General features: G+C 68.8%; 12 protein-coding genes. 9 read left to right on the top strand and 3 right to left on the bottom strand.

Annotated elements, in window-relative coordinates; all coding sequences use genetic code 11:
• Positions 1-57: 57 nt before the first annotated feature.
• Entirely contained in the window at positions 58-4,017 is a 3,960-nt protein-coding gene (eccCa, locus tag ACFWSK_RS06420; protein ID WP_383782636.1) for a type VII secretion protein EccCa, read from the bottom strand.
• A 184-nt stretch (positions 4,018-4,201) separates the two neighbouring features.
• Between eccCa and eccD the strand changes: the two genes are divergently transcribed.
• From eccD to ACFWSK_RS06390, 6 genes are all read left to right on the top strand, one after another.
• A complete protein-coding gene (eccD, locus tag ACFWSK_RS06415; protein WP_383782634.1) occupies positions 4,202-5,683 on the top strand; it encodes a type VII secretion integral membrane protein EccD in 1,482 nt (493 codons plus the stop codon).
• 177 nt (positions 5,684-5,860) lie between these two features.
• Positions 5,861-6,151 carry a 30S ribosomal protein S15 gene (gene rpsO, locus ACFWSK_RS06410; protein ID WP_328906178.1) on the top strand — a complete coding sequence of 97 codons (291 nt, stop codon included), beginning with the start codon at positions 5,861-5,863 and terminating at the stop codon, positions 6,149-6,151.
• 271 nt (positions 6,152-6,422) lie between these two features.
• Positions 6,423-8,636 carry a polyribonucleotide nucleotidyltransferase gene (locus tag ACFWSK_RS06405; RefSeq protein ID WP_383782925.1) on the top strand — a complete coding sequence of 738 codons (2,214 nt, stop codon included), beginning with the start codon at positions 6,423-6,425 and terminating at the stop codon, positions 8,634-8,636.
• Positions 8,633-10,012 (top strand): M16 family metallopeptidase, encoded by a 1,380-nt coding sequence (locus ACFWSK_RS06400; protein ID WP_383782632.1) that lies wholly within the window; start codon positions 8,633-8,635, stop codon positions 10,010-10,012. Before ACFWSK_RS06405 ends, ACFWSK_RS06400 begins: the two co-directional genes overlap by 4 nt.
• Before the next feature lie 24 nt (positions 10,013-10,036).
• Entirely contained in the window at positions 10,037-10,789 is a 753-nt protein-coding gene (dapB, locus tag ACFWSK_RS06395) for a 4-hydroxy-tetrahydrodipicolinate reductase (protein ID WP_383782630.1), read from the top strand.
• A 12-nt stretch (positions 10,790-10,801) separates the two neighbouring features.
• Complete coding sequence (locus tag ACFWSK_RS06390) at positions 10,802-11,275, top strand: hypothetical protein (RefSeq protein ID WP_383782628.1); 474 nt, start codon at positions 10,802-10,804, stop codon at positions 11,273-11,275.
• A 61-nt stretch (positions 11,276-11,336) separates the two neighbouring features.
• On the opposite strand, the gene ACFWSK_RS06385 is transcribed toward ACFWSK_RS06390, so the two are convergent.
• Both ACFWSK_RS06385 and ACFWSK_RS06380 read right to left on the bottom strand, forming a co-directional pair.
• The gene (locus ACFWSK_RS06385) at positions 11,337-11,888 is read right to left on the bottom strand and encodes a hypothetical protein (protein WP_383782626.1); all 552 of its coding nucleotides are present in this window, start codon (positions 11,886-11,888) and stop codon (positions 11,337-11,339) included.
• A gap of 94 nt (positions 11,889-11,982) precedes the next feature.
• Positions 11,983-12,222 (bottom strand): hypothetical protein, encoded by a 240-nt coding sequence (locus ACFWSK_RS06380; protein WP_383782624.1) that lies wholly within the window; start codon positions 12,220-12,222, stop codon positions 11,983-11,985.
• A 186-nt stretch (positions 12,223-12,408) separates the two neighbouring features.
• Between ACFWSK_RS06380 and thyX the strand changes: the two genes are divergently transcribed.
• The 3 genes from thyX to ACFWSK_RS06365 all read left to right on the top strand — a co-directional run bounded on the left by thyX (position 12,409) and on the right by ACFWSK_RS06365 (position 16,014).
• Positions 12,409-13,146 carry an FAD-dependent thymidylate synthase gene (gene thyX / locus ACFWSK_RS06375; RefSeq protein WP_383782622.1) on the top strand — a complete coding sequence of 246 codons (738 nt, stop codon included), beginning with the start codon at positions 12,409-12,411 and terminating at the stop codon, positions 13,144-13,146.
• Positions 13,147-13,298: 152 nt separating this feature from the next.
• Positions 13,299-14,198: a 4-hydroxy-tetrahydrodipicolinate synthase gene (dapA, locus tag ACFWSK_RS06370; RefSeq protein WP_383782620.1), complete on the top strand. Its 900-nt coding sequence runs from the start codon at positions 13,299-13,301 to the stop codon at positions 14,196-14,198.
• Between the two features lie 130 nt (positions 14,199-14,328).
• Entirely contained in the window at positions 14,329-16,014 is a 1,686-nt protein-coding gene (locus tag ACFWSK_RS06365) for a ribonuclease J (RefSeq protein ID WP_383782618.1), read from the top strand.
• Positions 16,015-16,624 lie beyond the last annotated feature (610 nt).

The raw sequence follows: 16,624 nt of genomic DNA, 5'->3' as shown, positions 1-16,624 counted from the left end.
CCGGTCCGCCCCGCCGCCGGGGGCCGGACCGGAATGTCACCCGCGAAGCCCCGGCCCTCAGTGCTGCTCGGGCAGCCGCCCGATCTGCACCAGCGGGGTCCCGCGCCTGCGCGAGGCGAAGTAACCGCGCCCCGGCGGCATCGCGTGCCCGCGTACCGAACCGATCAGATCGCCCTCGGACGGGTCGCCGGACAGCACGACGCCCTGCGCACCCAGTTCCTTGATCCGCTGCATGAACCCCTCGTACATCGACCTCGACGCCCCCGCGGAGTTGCGCGCGATGATGAAGCGGACGCCGGTGTCCCGGGCGAACGGCAGGTACTCCGCCAGCGGAGCCAGGGGGTTGCCCGCGTTCGTCGCCACCAGGTCGTAGTCGTCGACGATGATGAAGATCTGCGGACCGCTCCACCAGCTGCGGTCCCGCAGCTGCTGCGGAGTCACGTCCGTCGGCGGCTGGCGACGGGAGAACACCCCTGCCAGCGCCTCCATGTGCATCTGCATGGAGCTCGCCATCGGCGCGTACTCCAGCAGATGCGACTCGGGCAGCGCACCGAGCAGGGCCCGCCGGTAGTCCCCGACGACGAGCTTGGCCTCGTCGGGGGAGTAACGCTCCGCGATCTGCTTGGCGATCAGCCGCAGCAGGTTCGTCTTGCCGGACTCGCTCTCACCGAAGATCAGGAAGAACGGGTCCGTCTCGAAGTCGACGAACACCGGCTCCAGCGCGGTCTCGTCGATCCCGATCGCGATGCCCCGCTCCGGGAACTCGAAGCCCTTCGGCAGCTGGTCCGCGGGCAGCTTGCGCGGCAGCAGCCGCACGGTCGGCGCGGCGGGGCCCGACCAGTTCGCCCGCACCGTGGCGACGAACGCGGCCGTGCCCTCGGAGAGGTCCGCGCCGCTGCTGACCGAGTCGATACGCGGCAGAGCGCCCATGAAGTGCAGCTTCTCCGGCACCTGCCCGCGCCCCGGGACGCCTGGCGGTACGTTCACCGCGACCTTGCGGTCGAACTCCGAGTCCATGACATCGCCGAGCCGCAGTTCGAGCCGGCTCAGGATCTGGTCCTTCAGCGCCGCCCGGACCTCCATGTAACGGGCCGCGGTGATGACCACGTGGATGCCGTAACCGAGACCGCGCGAGGCGATGTCCGTGACCGTCTGCTCCAGCATCTCGTACTCGGCGCGGAAGCCGCCCCAGCCGTCGATGACCAGGAACACGTCGCCCCACGCCTCACCGGGCAGCTCACCCAGGGCGCGCTTGCGCCGGTAGGTGGCGATGGAGTCGATGGAGTGCGCCCGGAAGAACTCCTCGCGCCGGTTGAGCACCCCGGCCACCTCGGCGACCGTACGCCGCACCCGCTCGGGGTCGAGCCGTGAGGCCATCCCGCCGACGTGCGGCAGTTCCGCCAGCGAGACGAGACCGCCACCGCCGAAGTCCAGCCCGTAGAACTGCACCTCGTGCGGGGTGTGCGTGAGCGCGAACGAGGAGATCAGCGCCCGCATTATCGTGGACTTGCCGGACTGCGGACCGCCGACGACCATCATGTGGCCCGCCGCACCCGAGAAGTCCCGGTACAGCACCTCGCGCCGCTGCTCGAAGGGCTTGTCGATCAGGCCGAGCGGAACCGTCAGCCCACCGGGCCTCGTGTACTCGGTCGCCGTGAACCCGCGGTCCGCGGTCGGCGCGAGCCCCGGCAGCAACTGGTCCAGCGTCGGCGCCTGGTCCAGCGGCGGCAGCCACACCTGGTGGGCCGGCACCCCCTGACCCTCCAGGCGCCGCACGATCACGTCGAGCACCGTGTCGGCGAGCGCGTCCTCGTCGGCCTCCGAACGGGCGGCCGCCAGATGCGCCGGGTCCGGAGCCGCGTACACCACCGGCACCGGAGCGGCACTGAACACCGCGGGCCGCCGCTCGACCGGCAGCTGCCCCACCGAGAGATCGGGACCGCCCGTGCGGTACGCCCCCGACACGTACGCCGCCTTGAAGCGGGTCATCTCGTCCGTACCGAACTTCAGATAGCCGGAACCGGGCACCGAAGGCAGGTGGTAGGCGTCCGGCACACCCAGCGCCGTGCGCGACTCCGCCGCCGAGAAGGTCCGCAGACCGATCCGGTACGAGAGGTAGGTGTCCAGACCGCGCAGCTTGCCCTCCTCCAGACGCTGCGAGGCGAGCAGCAGATGCACACCCAGGGAGCGGCCGATCCGGCCGATCTGGATGAACATGTCGATGAAGTCAGGCTTGGCGGTGAGGAGTTCGGAGAACTCGTCGATGACCAGGACCAGCGAGGCCAGCGGTTCGAGCGCGGCACCGGCGGCCCGCGCCTTCTCGTAGTCGTGGATGTTGGCGTAGTTGCCCGCCGAGCGCAGCAGCTCCTGCCGCCGCTGCAGCTCACCGCGGATCGCGTCCCCCATGCGGTCGACCAGCGTCAGGTCGTCCGAGAGGTTGGTGATGACCGCGGCCACGTGCGGCATGTGTGACATACCGGCGAACGTCGCACCGCCCTTGAAGTCGGCGAGCACGAAGTTGAGCGTCTCCGATGAGTGCGTGACCGCGAGACCCAGCACGAGCGTCCGCAGCAGCTCCGACTTGCCGGAACCCGTCGCGCCGACACACAGTCCGTGCGGACCCATGCCCTCCTGCGCGGCCTCCTTGAGGTCCAGCATCACCGGCTGGCCGTCCTCGCCGACACCGATCGGCACCCGGAGCCGCTCCGAGACCGAGCGGGGCCGCCAGGTGCGTGCCACGTCCACCGAGGCCGCGTCACCCAGGTTCAGCAGATCCGTGAAGTCCAGGTTGGCGAGCAGCGGTTCGTCGTCGTCGCCCCCACCCATCATGAGAGGCGCGAGCTGCCGGGCCAGTGCCTCGGCGGCCGGCAGCGAGATCCCGTCAGGCACACCCTCGTACGCGAGTCCGGCGCCGGACTCGAGCCGCAGCAGACCCGGCCGCACCACGACCGAGAGACCGCCGCGCGGCTCGTCCAGCTCGCCGGGCACCACCTCGACGATCGTCACGCCCTGAAGGCCCTCGGCCGCCGCGAACAGCGAGTCCGGCGGCACCATTCCGCCGTCCAGGACCACCACGATGTGCGGCTGGTCCAGTACCGGCTGGCTCTCCCGGCCGAAGCGCGGCCGCCCTTCGAGACGGTTCGCGAGCAACTGCTCCAGCTCACCCAGGTCGTCGCCGAACAGCCGCTTGGTACCGGCGCCGTCGACCTGCCCGCGCACCTGCGTGTGCGGCAGCCACTTCGTCCAGTCCCAGCGCGCCACGGCACCGGGGGCCGCCACCACGGCGACCAGCAGATCCTCGGGGGAGTGCAGCGTCACCAGCTGTGCCACCAGCGACCGGGCCGTGGACTGCGCCGCCTCCGGCTGCCCGGAGACCGTCACGTGGTAGAAGGCCCGCATCGAGACGGCCATCGGCAGCCCGTCCAACGACCCGTGCACCGCGAGGAACTGCTGCATCGCACCCGCGCACATCGGCTCAAGCTCGTCCACCGGAGCGGTCTCGGGAGCGATCAGCGGGGTCGCCAGCTGCTGAGCGCCGAGCCCGACCCGCACATGGGCGAAGTCCTTGTCGCCCACACGCCGTTCCCAGACCCGGCTGCCCTCCGCGACCACCGACCACAACTGTTCGGGCGCGGGGTGCAGATACAGCTGTACGTCACGCTGCGACCGGGCGGTCCTGCGGACCGTACGCCGCGTCTGCGCAAGGTATTTGAGGTAGTCGCGCCGCACATCCGCCATTTGCCCCTGCGTACCGCGACGGTGGCGGACCAGCTGGGCGACCACCATTCCGACGGTCGACACGAGCATCAGGACGCCCATGATCCGCATGAACGGCGGCGCCTGCGGCGAGAAGAAGAACACCACCGACGAACCCATGCCGAGCACCGGCAGGATCTGCATCAGCATGCCCTCCTGCTGCCCGCGCGGCAGTTCGGGAGGGGCCTCCAACGTCAACTCGTCCCCGGGTACTTCCGGCGGCAGAGACCGCGGAGGTCGTTTCACGACGATCTGGCTCACCGGAACATCAATCCCTCAATACGGACGGGCGGAAGGCCGGTCTGGTCCGCACCGACGCCCCCGTGGCTGCGTTCGCGCGGACTTCCCTCCGCGCGACGGTGATCCTACTTGCAGATCACCGGCCCCCCTCCCGGTAGGGTGGCGCGCGCACTGTGCGCAACCGCGAATCAGGGGGACCAGACACGTGAGTACGACCGCAGCGACGGGTTTCTGCCGCGTCACTGTCGTGGCGCCCGACAGCCGGATCGATGTCGCCCTTCCGGAAGACATCGCCGTCGCCGACGTCTACCCGGAGATCCTGCGCCTCACGGGCCAGACCCAGGCGGCCGGAACACCCACCGGCTACCACCTCGTACGCCGCGACGGAACCGTCCTCGACGGCGCCCGCACGCTGGCGGCCCAGCAGGTCCTGGACGGCGAACTCCTCAGCCTGCGCCCGTTCGCCCAGTCGCTGCCGCCCGCCGTCTTCGACGACGTCTCGGACGCCGTCGCCTCGGCCGTAACCCGCGACCGCCACCTGTGGAGCGACGAACTGCTGCGCGGCGCCGGGCTGCTCGGCGGCGTCCTCCTGCTCGTACTCATGGGCTTCGTGCTCTGGTTCGCGGACCCTCTGCGGCACGACATGCACAGTCTGCCCGGCATCATCGCCGGTTCCGCGGGCCTGCTGCTGACCGCCTTCGCCGGCGTACGCGCCCGGGTCTACGGGGACCGTGCCACCGCAGTCGCCCTCGGCCTCGGCGCACTCCCGCTCGTCCTCATCGCCGGCTCCGGCATCATCGGCCCGGACGCGGGCCAGGGCCCCGGCCGCCTGCAGTTCCTGCTCGGCTGCGTCGCCGTCCTGGTCGCGTCGGTCGTCCTGGTCGCGCTGACGCCCAGCGGGGACGCGCCCTTCGTCGCGGCCACCTTCCTCGCCACCGTCGGCACCCTCGCCACCTTCGTCGCGATCCTCACCGAGGCGTCCGCCACACAGACCGCGGCCGTCTGCGCCCCGGTGGCCCTCGGACTGGTCGCCTTCCTGCCCGGGCTCTCCGCCCGCTTCGCCCGGCTCCCCATCGGATACGCCTCCCCGCGCACCGCGCCGGCCGGCTACGACGACAGCTTCGCCGACGCGAACAACGGCCCCGAGGCCGACGGCGAGCCCGTCGACGCCGAGCGCATCGCCGCCCAGGCCCGCCGGGGCCACGAGATGCTCCTCGGCCTGGTCGGCGGCTGCGCGGCCGTCGCCGTCGGCTCGGCCGCCGTGCTCGGCTTCTCCGACAACATCTGGGGCCAGATCCTCGCCCTCGCCTCCGGCCTCGCCATGCTGCTGCGCGCCCGCCTCTTCCGCTACACCTCGCAGGTGGCGTGCGTCCTCGTCGCGGGCATCGGCGCGATCGCCCTGCTGGTCCTCGGCCTCTCCCTGAACCCGCCGGCCGACCTGCTGTACGAACTCGCCCGGTACGGGGACAGGGGATCCCTCGACATCCGTACGATCTGGCTCTCCGCGGCAGTGGCGGCGGGCGCCGCCCTGCTCACCGCGATCGGCCTGATCATTCCGCGCAAGGGCCTCTCGCCCTTCTGGGGCCGCCTCCTCGACCTCACCGAGAGCGCTCTGCTCCTCTCCCTCGTCCCGCTCTGCCTGGCCGTGCTCGACATCTTCAGCAGGGCCCGCGCGATGACGAGCTAGGGGCGTCCGAAGCGCTCCGGAACGGCTGGTACTCTGACTGGTGGCCGTTTGTGTACGCGTTCCTGGTTCGTTCTGGGAGCTGCGCTCATCGGACCTTCGCTCCCGAGTCACACAAGCTCCCCTGAGAACAAGACCAGGGGCACTCGTGGGCGCATCGAATACCTAGAGGAGTACCGCGTGCCGCTCGACGCCGTTACGAAGAAGCAGATCATGACCGAGTTCGCGCAGAAGGAGGGCGACACCGGTTCCCCCGAGGTTCAGGTTGCCATGCTCTCCCGCCGGATCTCGGACCTGACCGAGCACCTCAAGACGCACAAGCACGACCACCACTCCCGTCGTGGTCTGCTGATCCTGGTCGGCCAGCGCCGCCGCCTTCTGCAGTACCTCGCCAAGAAGGACATCCAGCGCTTCCGTGCGCTCGTCGACCGCCTCGGCATCCGCCGCGGTGCGGCCGGCGGCGCCAAGTAAGGACGCTGTGAGAGGGAGCGGTTCCCACTTCTAGGGGGCCGCTCCTTTTGCTGTACGTGCGGGACCTGGGTCAAGCTCAGTAACCTGGACGCACAACACCAGAACGAGGAGGAGCGCCCTCCAGCCTCCGCCGGTCCTCGGTAGTGGCCCCCGGGACAACGCCCGGGTGCTTCGATCGAAGACCGGCCCGCATTCAAGGAGCGCTTCTCCGTACCGTCCCTCCGCCACACGGGCGGAAGGACGAAAGACGACGAGTATGGAGAAATCACTAGTGGAGAACGAGACCCACTACGCCGAGGCCGTTATTGACAACGGAACCTTCGGCACCCGCACGATTCGCTTCGAGACGGGCCGCCTCGCCAAGCAGGCCGCCGGTTCCGCCGTTGCGTACCTGGACGACGACACCATGGTGCTGTCGGCCACCACCGCCTCCAAGAGGCCCAAGGACCAGCTCGACTTCTTCCCCCTCACGGTGGACGTCGAGGAGCGGCAGTACGCGGCCGGCAAGATCCCCGGCTCCTTCTTCCGCCGCGAGGGCCGGCCCTCCGAGGACGCGATCCTCACCTGCCGCCTGATCGACCGCCCGCTGCGCCCCTCCTTCAAGAAGGGCCTGCGCAACGAGATCCAGATCGTCGAGACGATCATGGCGCTCAACCCCGACCACCTGTACGACGTGGTCGCGATCAACGCCGCCTCCTGCTCCACGATCCTGGCGGGCCTGCCCTTCTCCGGCCCCATCGGCGCCACCCGCGTCGCCCTGATCAAGGGCCAGTGGGTCGCCTTCCCGACGCACACCGAGCTCGAGGACGCCGTCTTCGACATGGTCGTCGCGGGCCGCGTCCTGGAGGACGGCGACGTCGCGATCATGATGGTCGAGGCCGAGGCCACCGAGAAGACCATCCAGCTCGTCCAGGACGGTGCCGAGGCTCCCACCGAGGAGATCGTCGCCGCAGGTCTGGAAGCCGCGAAGCCCTTCATCAAGGGTCTCTGCAAGGCCCAGTCCGACCTCGCCGCCAAGGCTGCCAAGCCCACGGGCGAGTTCCCGGTCTTCCTCGACTACCAGGACGACGTCCTTCAGGCGCTCACCGCCGCCGTCAGCACCGAGCTCGCCAAGGCGCTCACCATCGCCGGCAAGCAGGAGCGCGAGGCGGAGCTGGACCGCATCAAGGAGATCGCGGGCGAGAAGCTGCTCCCGGCCTTCGAAGGCCGCGAGAAGGAGATCTCGGGTGCCTACCGCGCGCTGACCAAGAAGCTGGTCCGCGAGCGCGTCATCAAGGACAAGGTCCGCATCGACGGCCGCGGCGTCACGGACATCCGTACGCTGGCCGCCGAGGTCGAGGCCATCCCGCGCGTGCACGGCTCGGCGCTGTTCGAGCGTGGCGAGACCCAGATCCTGGGCGTCACCACCCTGAACATGCTCCGGATGGAGCAGCAGCTGGACACCCTTTCCCCGGTGACCCGCAAGCGCTACATGCACAACTACAACTTCCCGCCGTACTCCGTCGGTGAGACCGGCCGCGTGGGCTCGCCCAAGCGCCGCGAGATCGGCCACGGAGCGCTCGCCGAGCGCGCCATCGTGCCGGTGCTGCCGTCGCGCGAGGACTTCCCCTACGCGATCCGCCAGGTCTCCGAGGCGCTGGGCTCCAACGGCTCGACGTCCATGGGCTCGGTCTGCGCCTCCACCATGTCCCTGCTGAACGCCGGTGTGCCCCTCAAGGCCGCCGTCGCCGGTATCGCCATGGGTCTGATCTCCGAGGAGATCGACGGCAAGACGCACTACGTCGCCCTCACCGACATCCTCGGTGCGGAGGACGCCTTCGGCGACATGGACTTCAAGGTCGCCGGTACGAAGACCTTCGTCACCGCGCTCCAGCTCGACACCAAGCTCGACGGCATCCCCGCCTCGGTCCTGGCCGCCGCGCTGAAGCAGGCCCGTGACGCGCGTCTGCACATCCTGGACGTCATGAACGAGGCCATCGACGTCCCGGACGAGATGTCCCCGAACGCCCCGCGGATCATCACGGTCAAGATCCCGGTGGACAAGATCGGTGAGGTCATCGGCCCGAAGGGCAAGATGATCAACCAGATCCAGGAGGACACCGGCGCCGACATCACGATCGAGGACGACGGCACCATCTACATCGGTGCCCAGCAGGGCTCGCAGGCCGAGGCCGCGCGCGCCACGATCAACGCGATCGCCAACCCGACCATGCCGGAGGTCGGCGAGCGTTACCTGGGTACGGTCGTCAAGACCACCACCTTCGGTGCCTTCGTCTCCCTCATGCCCGGCAAGGACGGCCTGCTGCACATCTCGCAGATCCGCAAGCTCGCCGGTGGCAAGCGCGTGGAGAACGTCGAGGACGTGCTCGCGGTCGGCTCCAAGGTCCAGGTCGAGATCGCGGAGATCGACTCCCGCGGCAAGCTCTCCCTCATCCCCGTGATCGAGGGCGAAGAGGCCGACGAGAAGGACGACACCGACAAGTGACGTCCCGTAGTTCCGTGACGACGGCCCGCACCTCCTCGGAGGCGCGGGCCGTCGCCCGTACCCAAACGCTTCTCAAGGGCGCCAACGGCATCGGCACAGTCCGCCGTACGGTCCTCCCGGGCGGTCTCCGGATCGTCACCGAGACCCTGCCCTCCGTACGCTCCGCCACCTTCGGCATCTGGGCCAACGTCGGATCACGTGACGAGACGCCCGCGCTGAACGGCGCGACCCACTACCTGGAGCACCTCCTCTTCAAGGGCACCGCCAGGCGCAGTGCCCTCGACATCTCGTCCGCGATCGACGCGGTCGGCGGCGAGATGAACGCCTTCACGGCGAAGGAGTACACCTGCTACTACGCACGGGTCCTCGACACGGACCTGCCGCTGGCCATCGACGTCGTCTGCGACATGCTGACCGGCTCACTGATCGCCGTCGAGGACGTCGACGCCGAGCGCGGCGTCATCCTCGAAGAGATCGCGATGACCGAGGACGACCCGGGCGACTGCGTGCACGACCTGTTCGCGCACACGATGCTCGGCGACACCCCCCTCGGCCGCCCGGTCCTCGGCACCGTCGACACGGTCAACGGACTGAGCCGCGGCCAGATCGCCCGCTTCTACAAGAAGCACTACGACCCCACGCGCCTCGTCGTCGCCGCCGCGGGCAACGTCGACCACGCCACGGTCGTACGCCAGGTCCGCAAGGCGTTCGAGCGCGCCGGTGCCCTGTCCCGCACCGACGCCGTCCCGATGGCGCCGCGCGAGGGCTCCCGCACCCTGCGCACCGCGGGCCGCGTGGAGCACCTGAACCGGAAGACCGAGCAGGCCCACGTCGTCCTCGGCATGCCGGGCCTCGCCCGCACGGACGAGCGTCGCTGGGCCCTGGGCGTCCTGAACACCGCCCTGGGCGGCGGAATGTCCTCCCGCCTCTTCCAGGAGGTACGGGAGAAGCGCGGCCTCGCCTACAGCGTGTACTCGTACACCTCGGGCTTCGCCGACTGCGGACTCTTCGGTGTGTACGCGGGCTGCCGGCCCAGCCAGGTCCACGACGTCCTCAAGATCTGCCGCGACGAGCTCGACCGCGTCGCGACCGGCGGTCTCGACGACGAGGAGATCGGCCGCGCCATCGGCCAGCTCTCCGGCTCCACCGTCCTCGGCCTGGAGGACACCGGCGCGTTGATGAACCGCATCGGCAAGAGTGAGCTGTGCTGGGGCGAGCAGATGTCGGTCGACGACATGCTGGCGCGGATCGCGGAGGTCACGCCGGACGACGTCCGCGCGGTGGCGGCCGAGGTCCTGGGCCACCGTCCTTCGCTCTCCGTCATCGGTCCGCTCAAGGACAAGCAGGCCGACCGCCTGCACGAAGCGGTCTCCTAACCCTCCTCGTAAGGAAGCAGACACATGAGCAAGCTGCGCGTGGCCGTTCTCGGCGCCAAGGGACGGATCGGTTCCGAGGCGGTACGAGCCGTCGAGGCCGCCGACGACATGGAGCTGGTGGCCGCACTGGGCCGCGGCGACAAGCTGGAGACCCTCGCGGACGCCGGCGCCCAGGCGGTCGTCGAGCTCACCACCCCCGCATCGGTGATGGGCAACCTCGACTTCTGCATCCGGCACGGCATCCACGCGGTCGTCGGAACGACCGGCTGGACCGACGAACGGCTCGCGCAGCTCAACACCTGGCTCGACGGCTCCCCGGAGACCGGCGTGCTCATCGCGCCGAACTTCTCCCTCGGCGCCGTCCTGACGATGAAGTTCGCGGAGCAGGCGGCCCGCTACTTCGAATCCGTCGAGGTCATCGAGCTGCACCACCCGCACAAGGTCGACGCACCCTCCGGGACCGCCACCCGCACCGCCCAGCTCATCGGGGCGGCCCGCGAGAGGGCCGGTATGGCCCCTCAGCCGGACGGCACCACCACAGCCCTGGACGGCGCACGCGGCGCGAACGTCGACGGTGTCCCCGTCCACGCCATCCGGCTCCGGGGCCTCCTCGCCCACCAGGAGGTCCTCCTCGGCGGCGAGGGCGAGACCCTCACCATCCGCCACGACTCCCTGCACCACAGCAGCTTCATGCCGGGCATCCTGCTCGGTACGCGACGCGTGGTGAACACTCCCGGCCTCACGTTCGGCCTGGAAAACTTCCTCGACCTGAACTGACTGAGCCCCCCCATGCGCGCAAAGATCACTTACGTCGTCACCGCTGCCGTCCTGGTCTTCTACTTCGCCCTGGTCGGCAGCCGTGGCCTCCTGCTCATTCGGCACGGCACCCTGCTCACGGTCACCTTCGGCGTCGCGGTCCTGATCCTGCCGGTGATCGGAATCTGGTTCCTCTGGAAGAACACGCAGTTCGTCCGCAGGGCGAACGCGCTGGCCGCCGAACTGGAAGCCCAGGGCGGCCTCCCGGTCGACGAACTGCTCCGCACCCCGTCCGGCCGCATCGACCGGGACTCGGCGGACGCCGTGTTCGCCCGCCGCCGTGAGGAAACCGAAGACACCCCTGACGACTGGCGCTGCTGGTTCCGCCTGGCGGTCGCCTACCAGGACGCCCGGGACACCCCAAGGGCACGAAAAGCGATGCAACGGGCCATCGCCCTGCACCGCGCCTCCCCGAGCCGGACCGAATCAAGCCCGTCCGGCGTCTGAGGACGTCACTTCGAGCCCGTCCGGCGATCGAGGGCGAACCGTCAGCCGGACGGGCCCCGGCCTAACCCTGCCGGTACTCGTCGCCCCAAGCCTCGATCGCATCCGTGGCCCGCTCGAACGCCTCTGCGCGCCCCAGGAAGTCCGCGTTGTGGTCGGTCACCAGCGGAGGCAACGTCTCACCGCCCTGACGCACCACGATCAGCGCCTGCCCCTGCACGGTCCGCGGCAGCCCGAGCCACTTCACCGGCTGCTGGACCGTGCGTACGGCTGCCGCGCGATCCCACCGCACCGTCGTCGTGCGGAAGAACCCCACGCGGCGTACACCGTGCCGGCTGACCCACGCACCGACACGCAGCAGCCGCAGGGCGCAGGTGATCACCGCGGCGGCGAGTACGAGGCATACCGCGGCCCCCGAAAGCTCTCCGGCCGCGGCGGTGATCAGCCCCGCGAGCAGGACGAACGAGGCGAGCAACAACAGGGTGGCCGCTGCCGCGACCCGCCACGGACCCGGGCGGTACGGCCGCCGCCAGCTGTCGTGGTCGTCGAACGGCAGCGCGATGTCCTCTGCGCCCGCGTCAAATGCGCGGTCGGCCGTCAGAAAGGGCAGGGGCACGACTGATCCTCACTCACAAGCACGCTCGATTGCTGTGCCCGGTGAGGCTACCGAGGACGACACCGGCCGGACCACCCCAGGGGGTCCGTACGAGTCAGCGACTCCGGGCCGCCTCGGATTTCTGGCTGTGTGAAGGGCTCCGGTCGCTGTCGAGGGCGGGAAGGCCGAACAGGAGCGATCCGGCCAGACCGGAGACCACGACGAGCCCCACGAGGTAACGGCCGGCCAGCTGGGAGACGCTGGCCCGCTCACGGGGCGGAGGAGTGACGTTGCTGCGGAATCGGTCGGCCTCGGCAACGAACGAGAACGGGACGGATTCACGCCGGCGGAACATGAGGAAGCTCTCCTTGAACTATGTGACGGGTGCTGCTAATGAGTCAGACGTACGGGAGCCCCGATCGGTGCCCCGAATCGCCGAATCATTCGAAGATTTCCCCGTACGGACGGTCGGCCGTCGCTGTCAGTGAGTCCCCGTAGAGTGGACGCCGCCCGAGCGAAGCAATTGGAAGGACCCCCGCCGGTGAGCGAGACCCCCGAGCCCACGAAGGCCCACTTCCGCAGCGATGTCACCGTTGACCTGGTGAAACACGCTGCCGGTGACTCCGACGTACTCTTCGCCGCCCGTGTTTCCACGGCCGGTGAGCAGTCCCTCGAAGAGGTCACCAAGGACCCTGAGCGCTCCAAGGGGCTCATCAATTACCTCATGCGGGACCGCCACGGCAGCCCCTTCGAGCACAACTCGATGACCTTCTTCATCAGCGCCCCGATCTTCGTGTTCCGCGAGTTCATGCGGCACCGCGTGGGCTGGTCGTACAACGAGGAATCGGGCCGCTACAGGGAGCTGGAGCCGGTCTTCTACGTCCCCGGTGAGTCCCGCAAGCTCATCCAGCAGGGCCGCCCCGGCAAGTACGAGTTCGTCGAGGGCACCCAGGCGCAGCACGAGCTGACGAGCCGTGTCATGGAGGACTCCTACCGCCAGGCGTACGAGGCGTACCAGGAGATGCTCGCCGCAGGAGTGGCCCGCGAGGTCGCCCGGGCGGTGCTCCCCGTCGGCCTGTTCTCGTCGATGTACGCCACGTGCAACGCCCGCTCGCTGATGCACTTCCTCGGCCTGCGCACCCAGCACGAGCTGGCGAAGGTCCCGTCCTTCCCGCAGCGCGAGATCGAGATGGTCGGCGAGCAGATGGAAGCCCACTGGGCGCGGCTCATGCCGCTCACTCATGCGGCCTTCAACAAAAATGGACGGGTCGCCCCGTAAGCGGTGTCCGTATTGCGGCGTTTCGTGAAGTTCATCTAGGCTGATCAAACGGACCCGGCACTGCTTGAACCCCCGAGCAGGCAGTGCCGGGCTCCACTTCCTCGTCCCCCCGAGGGGACACGGCGCTCCGAGCAACGAGTAGCGTGTTACCCATGGCTCCGATCTCCACTCCGCAGACCCCCTTCGGGCGGGTCCTCACCGCTATGGTCACGCCCTTCACGGCGGACGGTGCACTCGACCTCGAGGGTGCCCAGCGGCTCGCCGTCCACCTGGTGGACGCAGGCAACGACGGCCTGGTCATCAACGGCACCACCGGTGAGTCCCCGACCACCAGCGACGCGGAGAAAGACCAGCTCGTACGGGCTGTACTCGAAGCGGTAGGAGACCGGGCACACGTCGTCGCCGGCATCGGCACCAACGACACCCGGCACAGCATCGGGCTGGCCCGCACCGCGGAGCGCGCAGGCGCCCACGGCCTCCTCGCCGTCACGCCGTACTACAGCAAGCCGCCGCAGGAAGGGCTCCTGCGCCACTTCACCGCCATCGCGGACGGCACCGGTCTCCCGGTGATGCTCTACGACATTCCGGGCCGCAGCGGTGTGCCGATCGACACGGAGACGCTCGTACGGCTCGCGGAGCACCCCCGCATCGTCGCCAACAAGGACGCCAAGGGCGACCTGGGCCGTGCCAGCTGGGCCATCGCCCAGTCCGGCCTCGCCTGGTACTCCGGCGACGACATGCTGAACCTCCCGCTGCTCTCGGTCGGCGCCATTGGTTTCGTCTCGGTGGTCGGCCACGTCGTCACCCCCGACCTGCGGGCCCTCATCGAGGCCCACCTCGGCGGCGACGTCCAGAAGGCCACGGAGATCCACCAGAAGCTGCTCCCCGTCTTCACCGGGATGTTCCGCACGCAGGGCGTGATCACCACCAAGGCCGCGCTCACCCTGCAGGGCCTGCCGGCCGGTCCGCTCCGCCTCCCCCTGGTGGAACTCACCACCCAGGAGACGGCACAGCTCAAGATCGACCTGGCTGCCGGTGGGGTAGAGCTCTAACCACGGACTTCACAACTGAATACGCGAGGAACACTCGCGACAGCACCATCCCAGACAACAGCAAGTGCACGAATGACATGCGCGCCACGTGCCCTCCGCGGTACGTGGCGTGCGTGGTAAGGAGAGTCTTTTGAGTCATCCGCATCCCGAACTCGGTACCCCGCCGAAGCTCCCGAAGGGCGGCCTGCGCGTAACCCCGCTCGGCGGCCTCGGGGAGATCGGCCGCAACATGACGGTCTTCGAGTACGGCGGCCGCCTGCTCATCGTCGACTGCGGCGTCCTCTTCCCCGAGGAGGAGCAGCCGGGTATCGACCTGATCCTGCCGGACTTCACCATCCTCCGGGACCGTCTGGACGACATCGAGGGCATCGTCCTCACGCACGGACACGAGGACCACATCGGTGGTGTCCCGTATCTGCTGCGCCTGAAGCCGGACATCCCGCTCATCGGCTCCAAGCTGACCCTCGCACTGATCGAGGCGAAGCTCCAGGAGCACCGGATCCGTCCGTACACCCTTGAGGTCACCGAGGGCCAGCGCGAGCGCATCGGCGCGTTCGACTGCGAGTTCATCGCGGTCAACCACTCCATCCCGGACGCCCTCGCGGTCGCCATCCGCACCCCCGCCGGCCTGGTCGTCGCCACGGGCGACTTCAAGATGGACCAGCTTCCGCTGGACGGCCGGCTCACCGACCTGCACGCCTTCGCCAGGCTGAGCGAGGAAGGCATCGACCTTCTCCTCTCGGACTCGACGAACGCCGAGGTCCCGGGCTTCGTACCGCCTGAGCGGGACATCTCCAATGTCCTGCGCACGGTCTTCGCGAACGCCCAGAAGCGGATCATCGTGGCGAGCTTCGCCAGCCACGTGCACCGCATTCAGCAGATCCTGGACGCCGCCCACGAGTACGGCCGCAGGGTCGCCTTCGTCGGCCGCTCGATGGTCCGCAACATGGGCATCGCCCGTGACCTCGGCTACCTCAAGGTCCCCGCGGGCCTCGTCGTGGACGTGAAGACCCTCGACGACCTGCCGGACGACGAGGTCGTGCTGGTCTGCACGGGTTCCCAGGGCGAGCCGATGGCGGCCCTGTCCCGCATGGCCAACCGCGATCACCAGATCCGCATCGTCCCGGGTGACACGGTCATCCTGGCGTCGTCGCTCATTCCGGGGAACGAGAACGCGGTCTACCGCGTGATCAACGGCCTGACCCGCTGGGGCGCCAACGTCGTCCACAAGGGCAATGCCAAGGTCCACGTCTCGGGCCACGCCTCGGCCGGCGAGCTTCTGTACTTCTACAACATCTGCAAGCCGAAGAACCTGATGCCGGTCCACGGTGAATGGCGCCACCTCAGGGCCAACGCCGAGCTGGGTGCTCTCACGGGCGTGCCCAAGGACCACATCGTCATCGCCGAGGACGGCGTCGTCGTCGACCTCGTCGACGGCAAGGCCAAGATCGTCGGCAAGGTCCAGGCGGGATACGTGTACGTCGACGGCCTCTCGGTCGGCGATGTCACGGAGACCTCCCTCAAGGACCGCCGCATTCTCGGCGACGAGGGCATCATCTCGGTCTTCATCGTGGTCGACAGTTCTTCCGGCAAGATCGTGGGCGGCCCCCACATCCAGGCCCGCGGCTCCGGCATCGATGACGCGGCGTTCAGCGCCGTCGTCCCGAAGGTGCAGGACGCCCTCAACAAGTCCGCCCAGGACGGCGTGATGGAGCCGCACCAGCTCCAGCAGCTGGTCCGCCGCACGGTGGGCAAGTGGGTCTCCGACACCTACCGCCGGCGCCCGATGATCCTTCCCGTCGTGGTCGAGGTCTGACCCCGACCAGCACCAACACGGAGCGGGGCGCCTCGATTTGCATCGGGGCGCCCCGCTCCAGTACGTTTACGGCTCCGCCTGACCGGGAAGCACCGGGCGCACTCGTGCGACGCGAGCACTCGAACGGGGCGGGGAATTCCGACTCAGAATCTCTGATAAAGTCGGTTCCGCCAAAAGGCAAAGGCCCTCCAACAGGCCGCCGGAATCAAATTCGGACCGGAAACGGAACGAAATGAGTCTGGTAAGGTTGGAACCGCCGGAAAGGGAAACGCGAAAGCGAAGAACTTAAAAGGCGAAACCCGCTTCGACCGGGAATCGGACACGAAAGAGTCTGATAGAGTCGGAAACGCAAGAACGAAGGGAAGCGCCCGGAGGGCCCCGGTGAAACGGGACCGAAGGAAGCGTCCGTTCCTTGAGAACTCAACAGCGTGCCAAAAGTCAACGCCAGATATGTTGATACCCCGGCCTGCTTCGGCAGGTTGGTGGTTCCTTTGAAAAGTCCTATCCGGCCTTCATGGTGCGGGTAGGCAACACTAGCGAGGACGCTGTGAACGACCGGTCATATTCCGACTCGGTCGTTCCGCTCTCGTGGTGTCGTCCCGATTACGGG

The organism is Streptomyces sp. NPDC058620 (assembly GCF_042717135.1).
Lineage (GTDB): Bacteria > Actinomycetota > Actinomycetes > Streptomycetales > Streptomycetaceae > Streptomyces.
The sequence above is the reverse complement of the archived record's forward strand: the minus strand, read 5'-3'. Positions and strand labels throughout refer to the sequence as shown.

What these genes read in the sequence shown, in the direction of transcription:
- dapB (WP_383782630.1), top strand. Translation starts at nt 10,037, where the DNA reads ATGAGCAAGCTGCGCGTGGCCGTTCTCGGCGCCAAGGGACGGATCGGT.
- ACFWSK_RS06390 (WP_383782628.1), top strand. Translation starts at nt 10,802, where the DNA reads ATGCGCGCAAAGATCACTTACGTCGTCACCGCTGCCGTCCTGGTCTTC.
- ACFWSK_RS06380 (WP_383782624.1), bottom strand. Translation starts at nt 12,222, where the DNA reads ATGTTCCGCCGGCGTGAATCCGTCCCGTTCTCGTTCGTTGCCGAGGCC.
- dapA (WP_383782620.1), top strand. Translation starts at nt 13,299, where the DNA reads ATGGCTCCGATCTCCACTCCGCAGACCCCCTTCGGGCGGGTCCTCACC.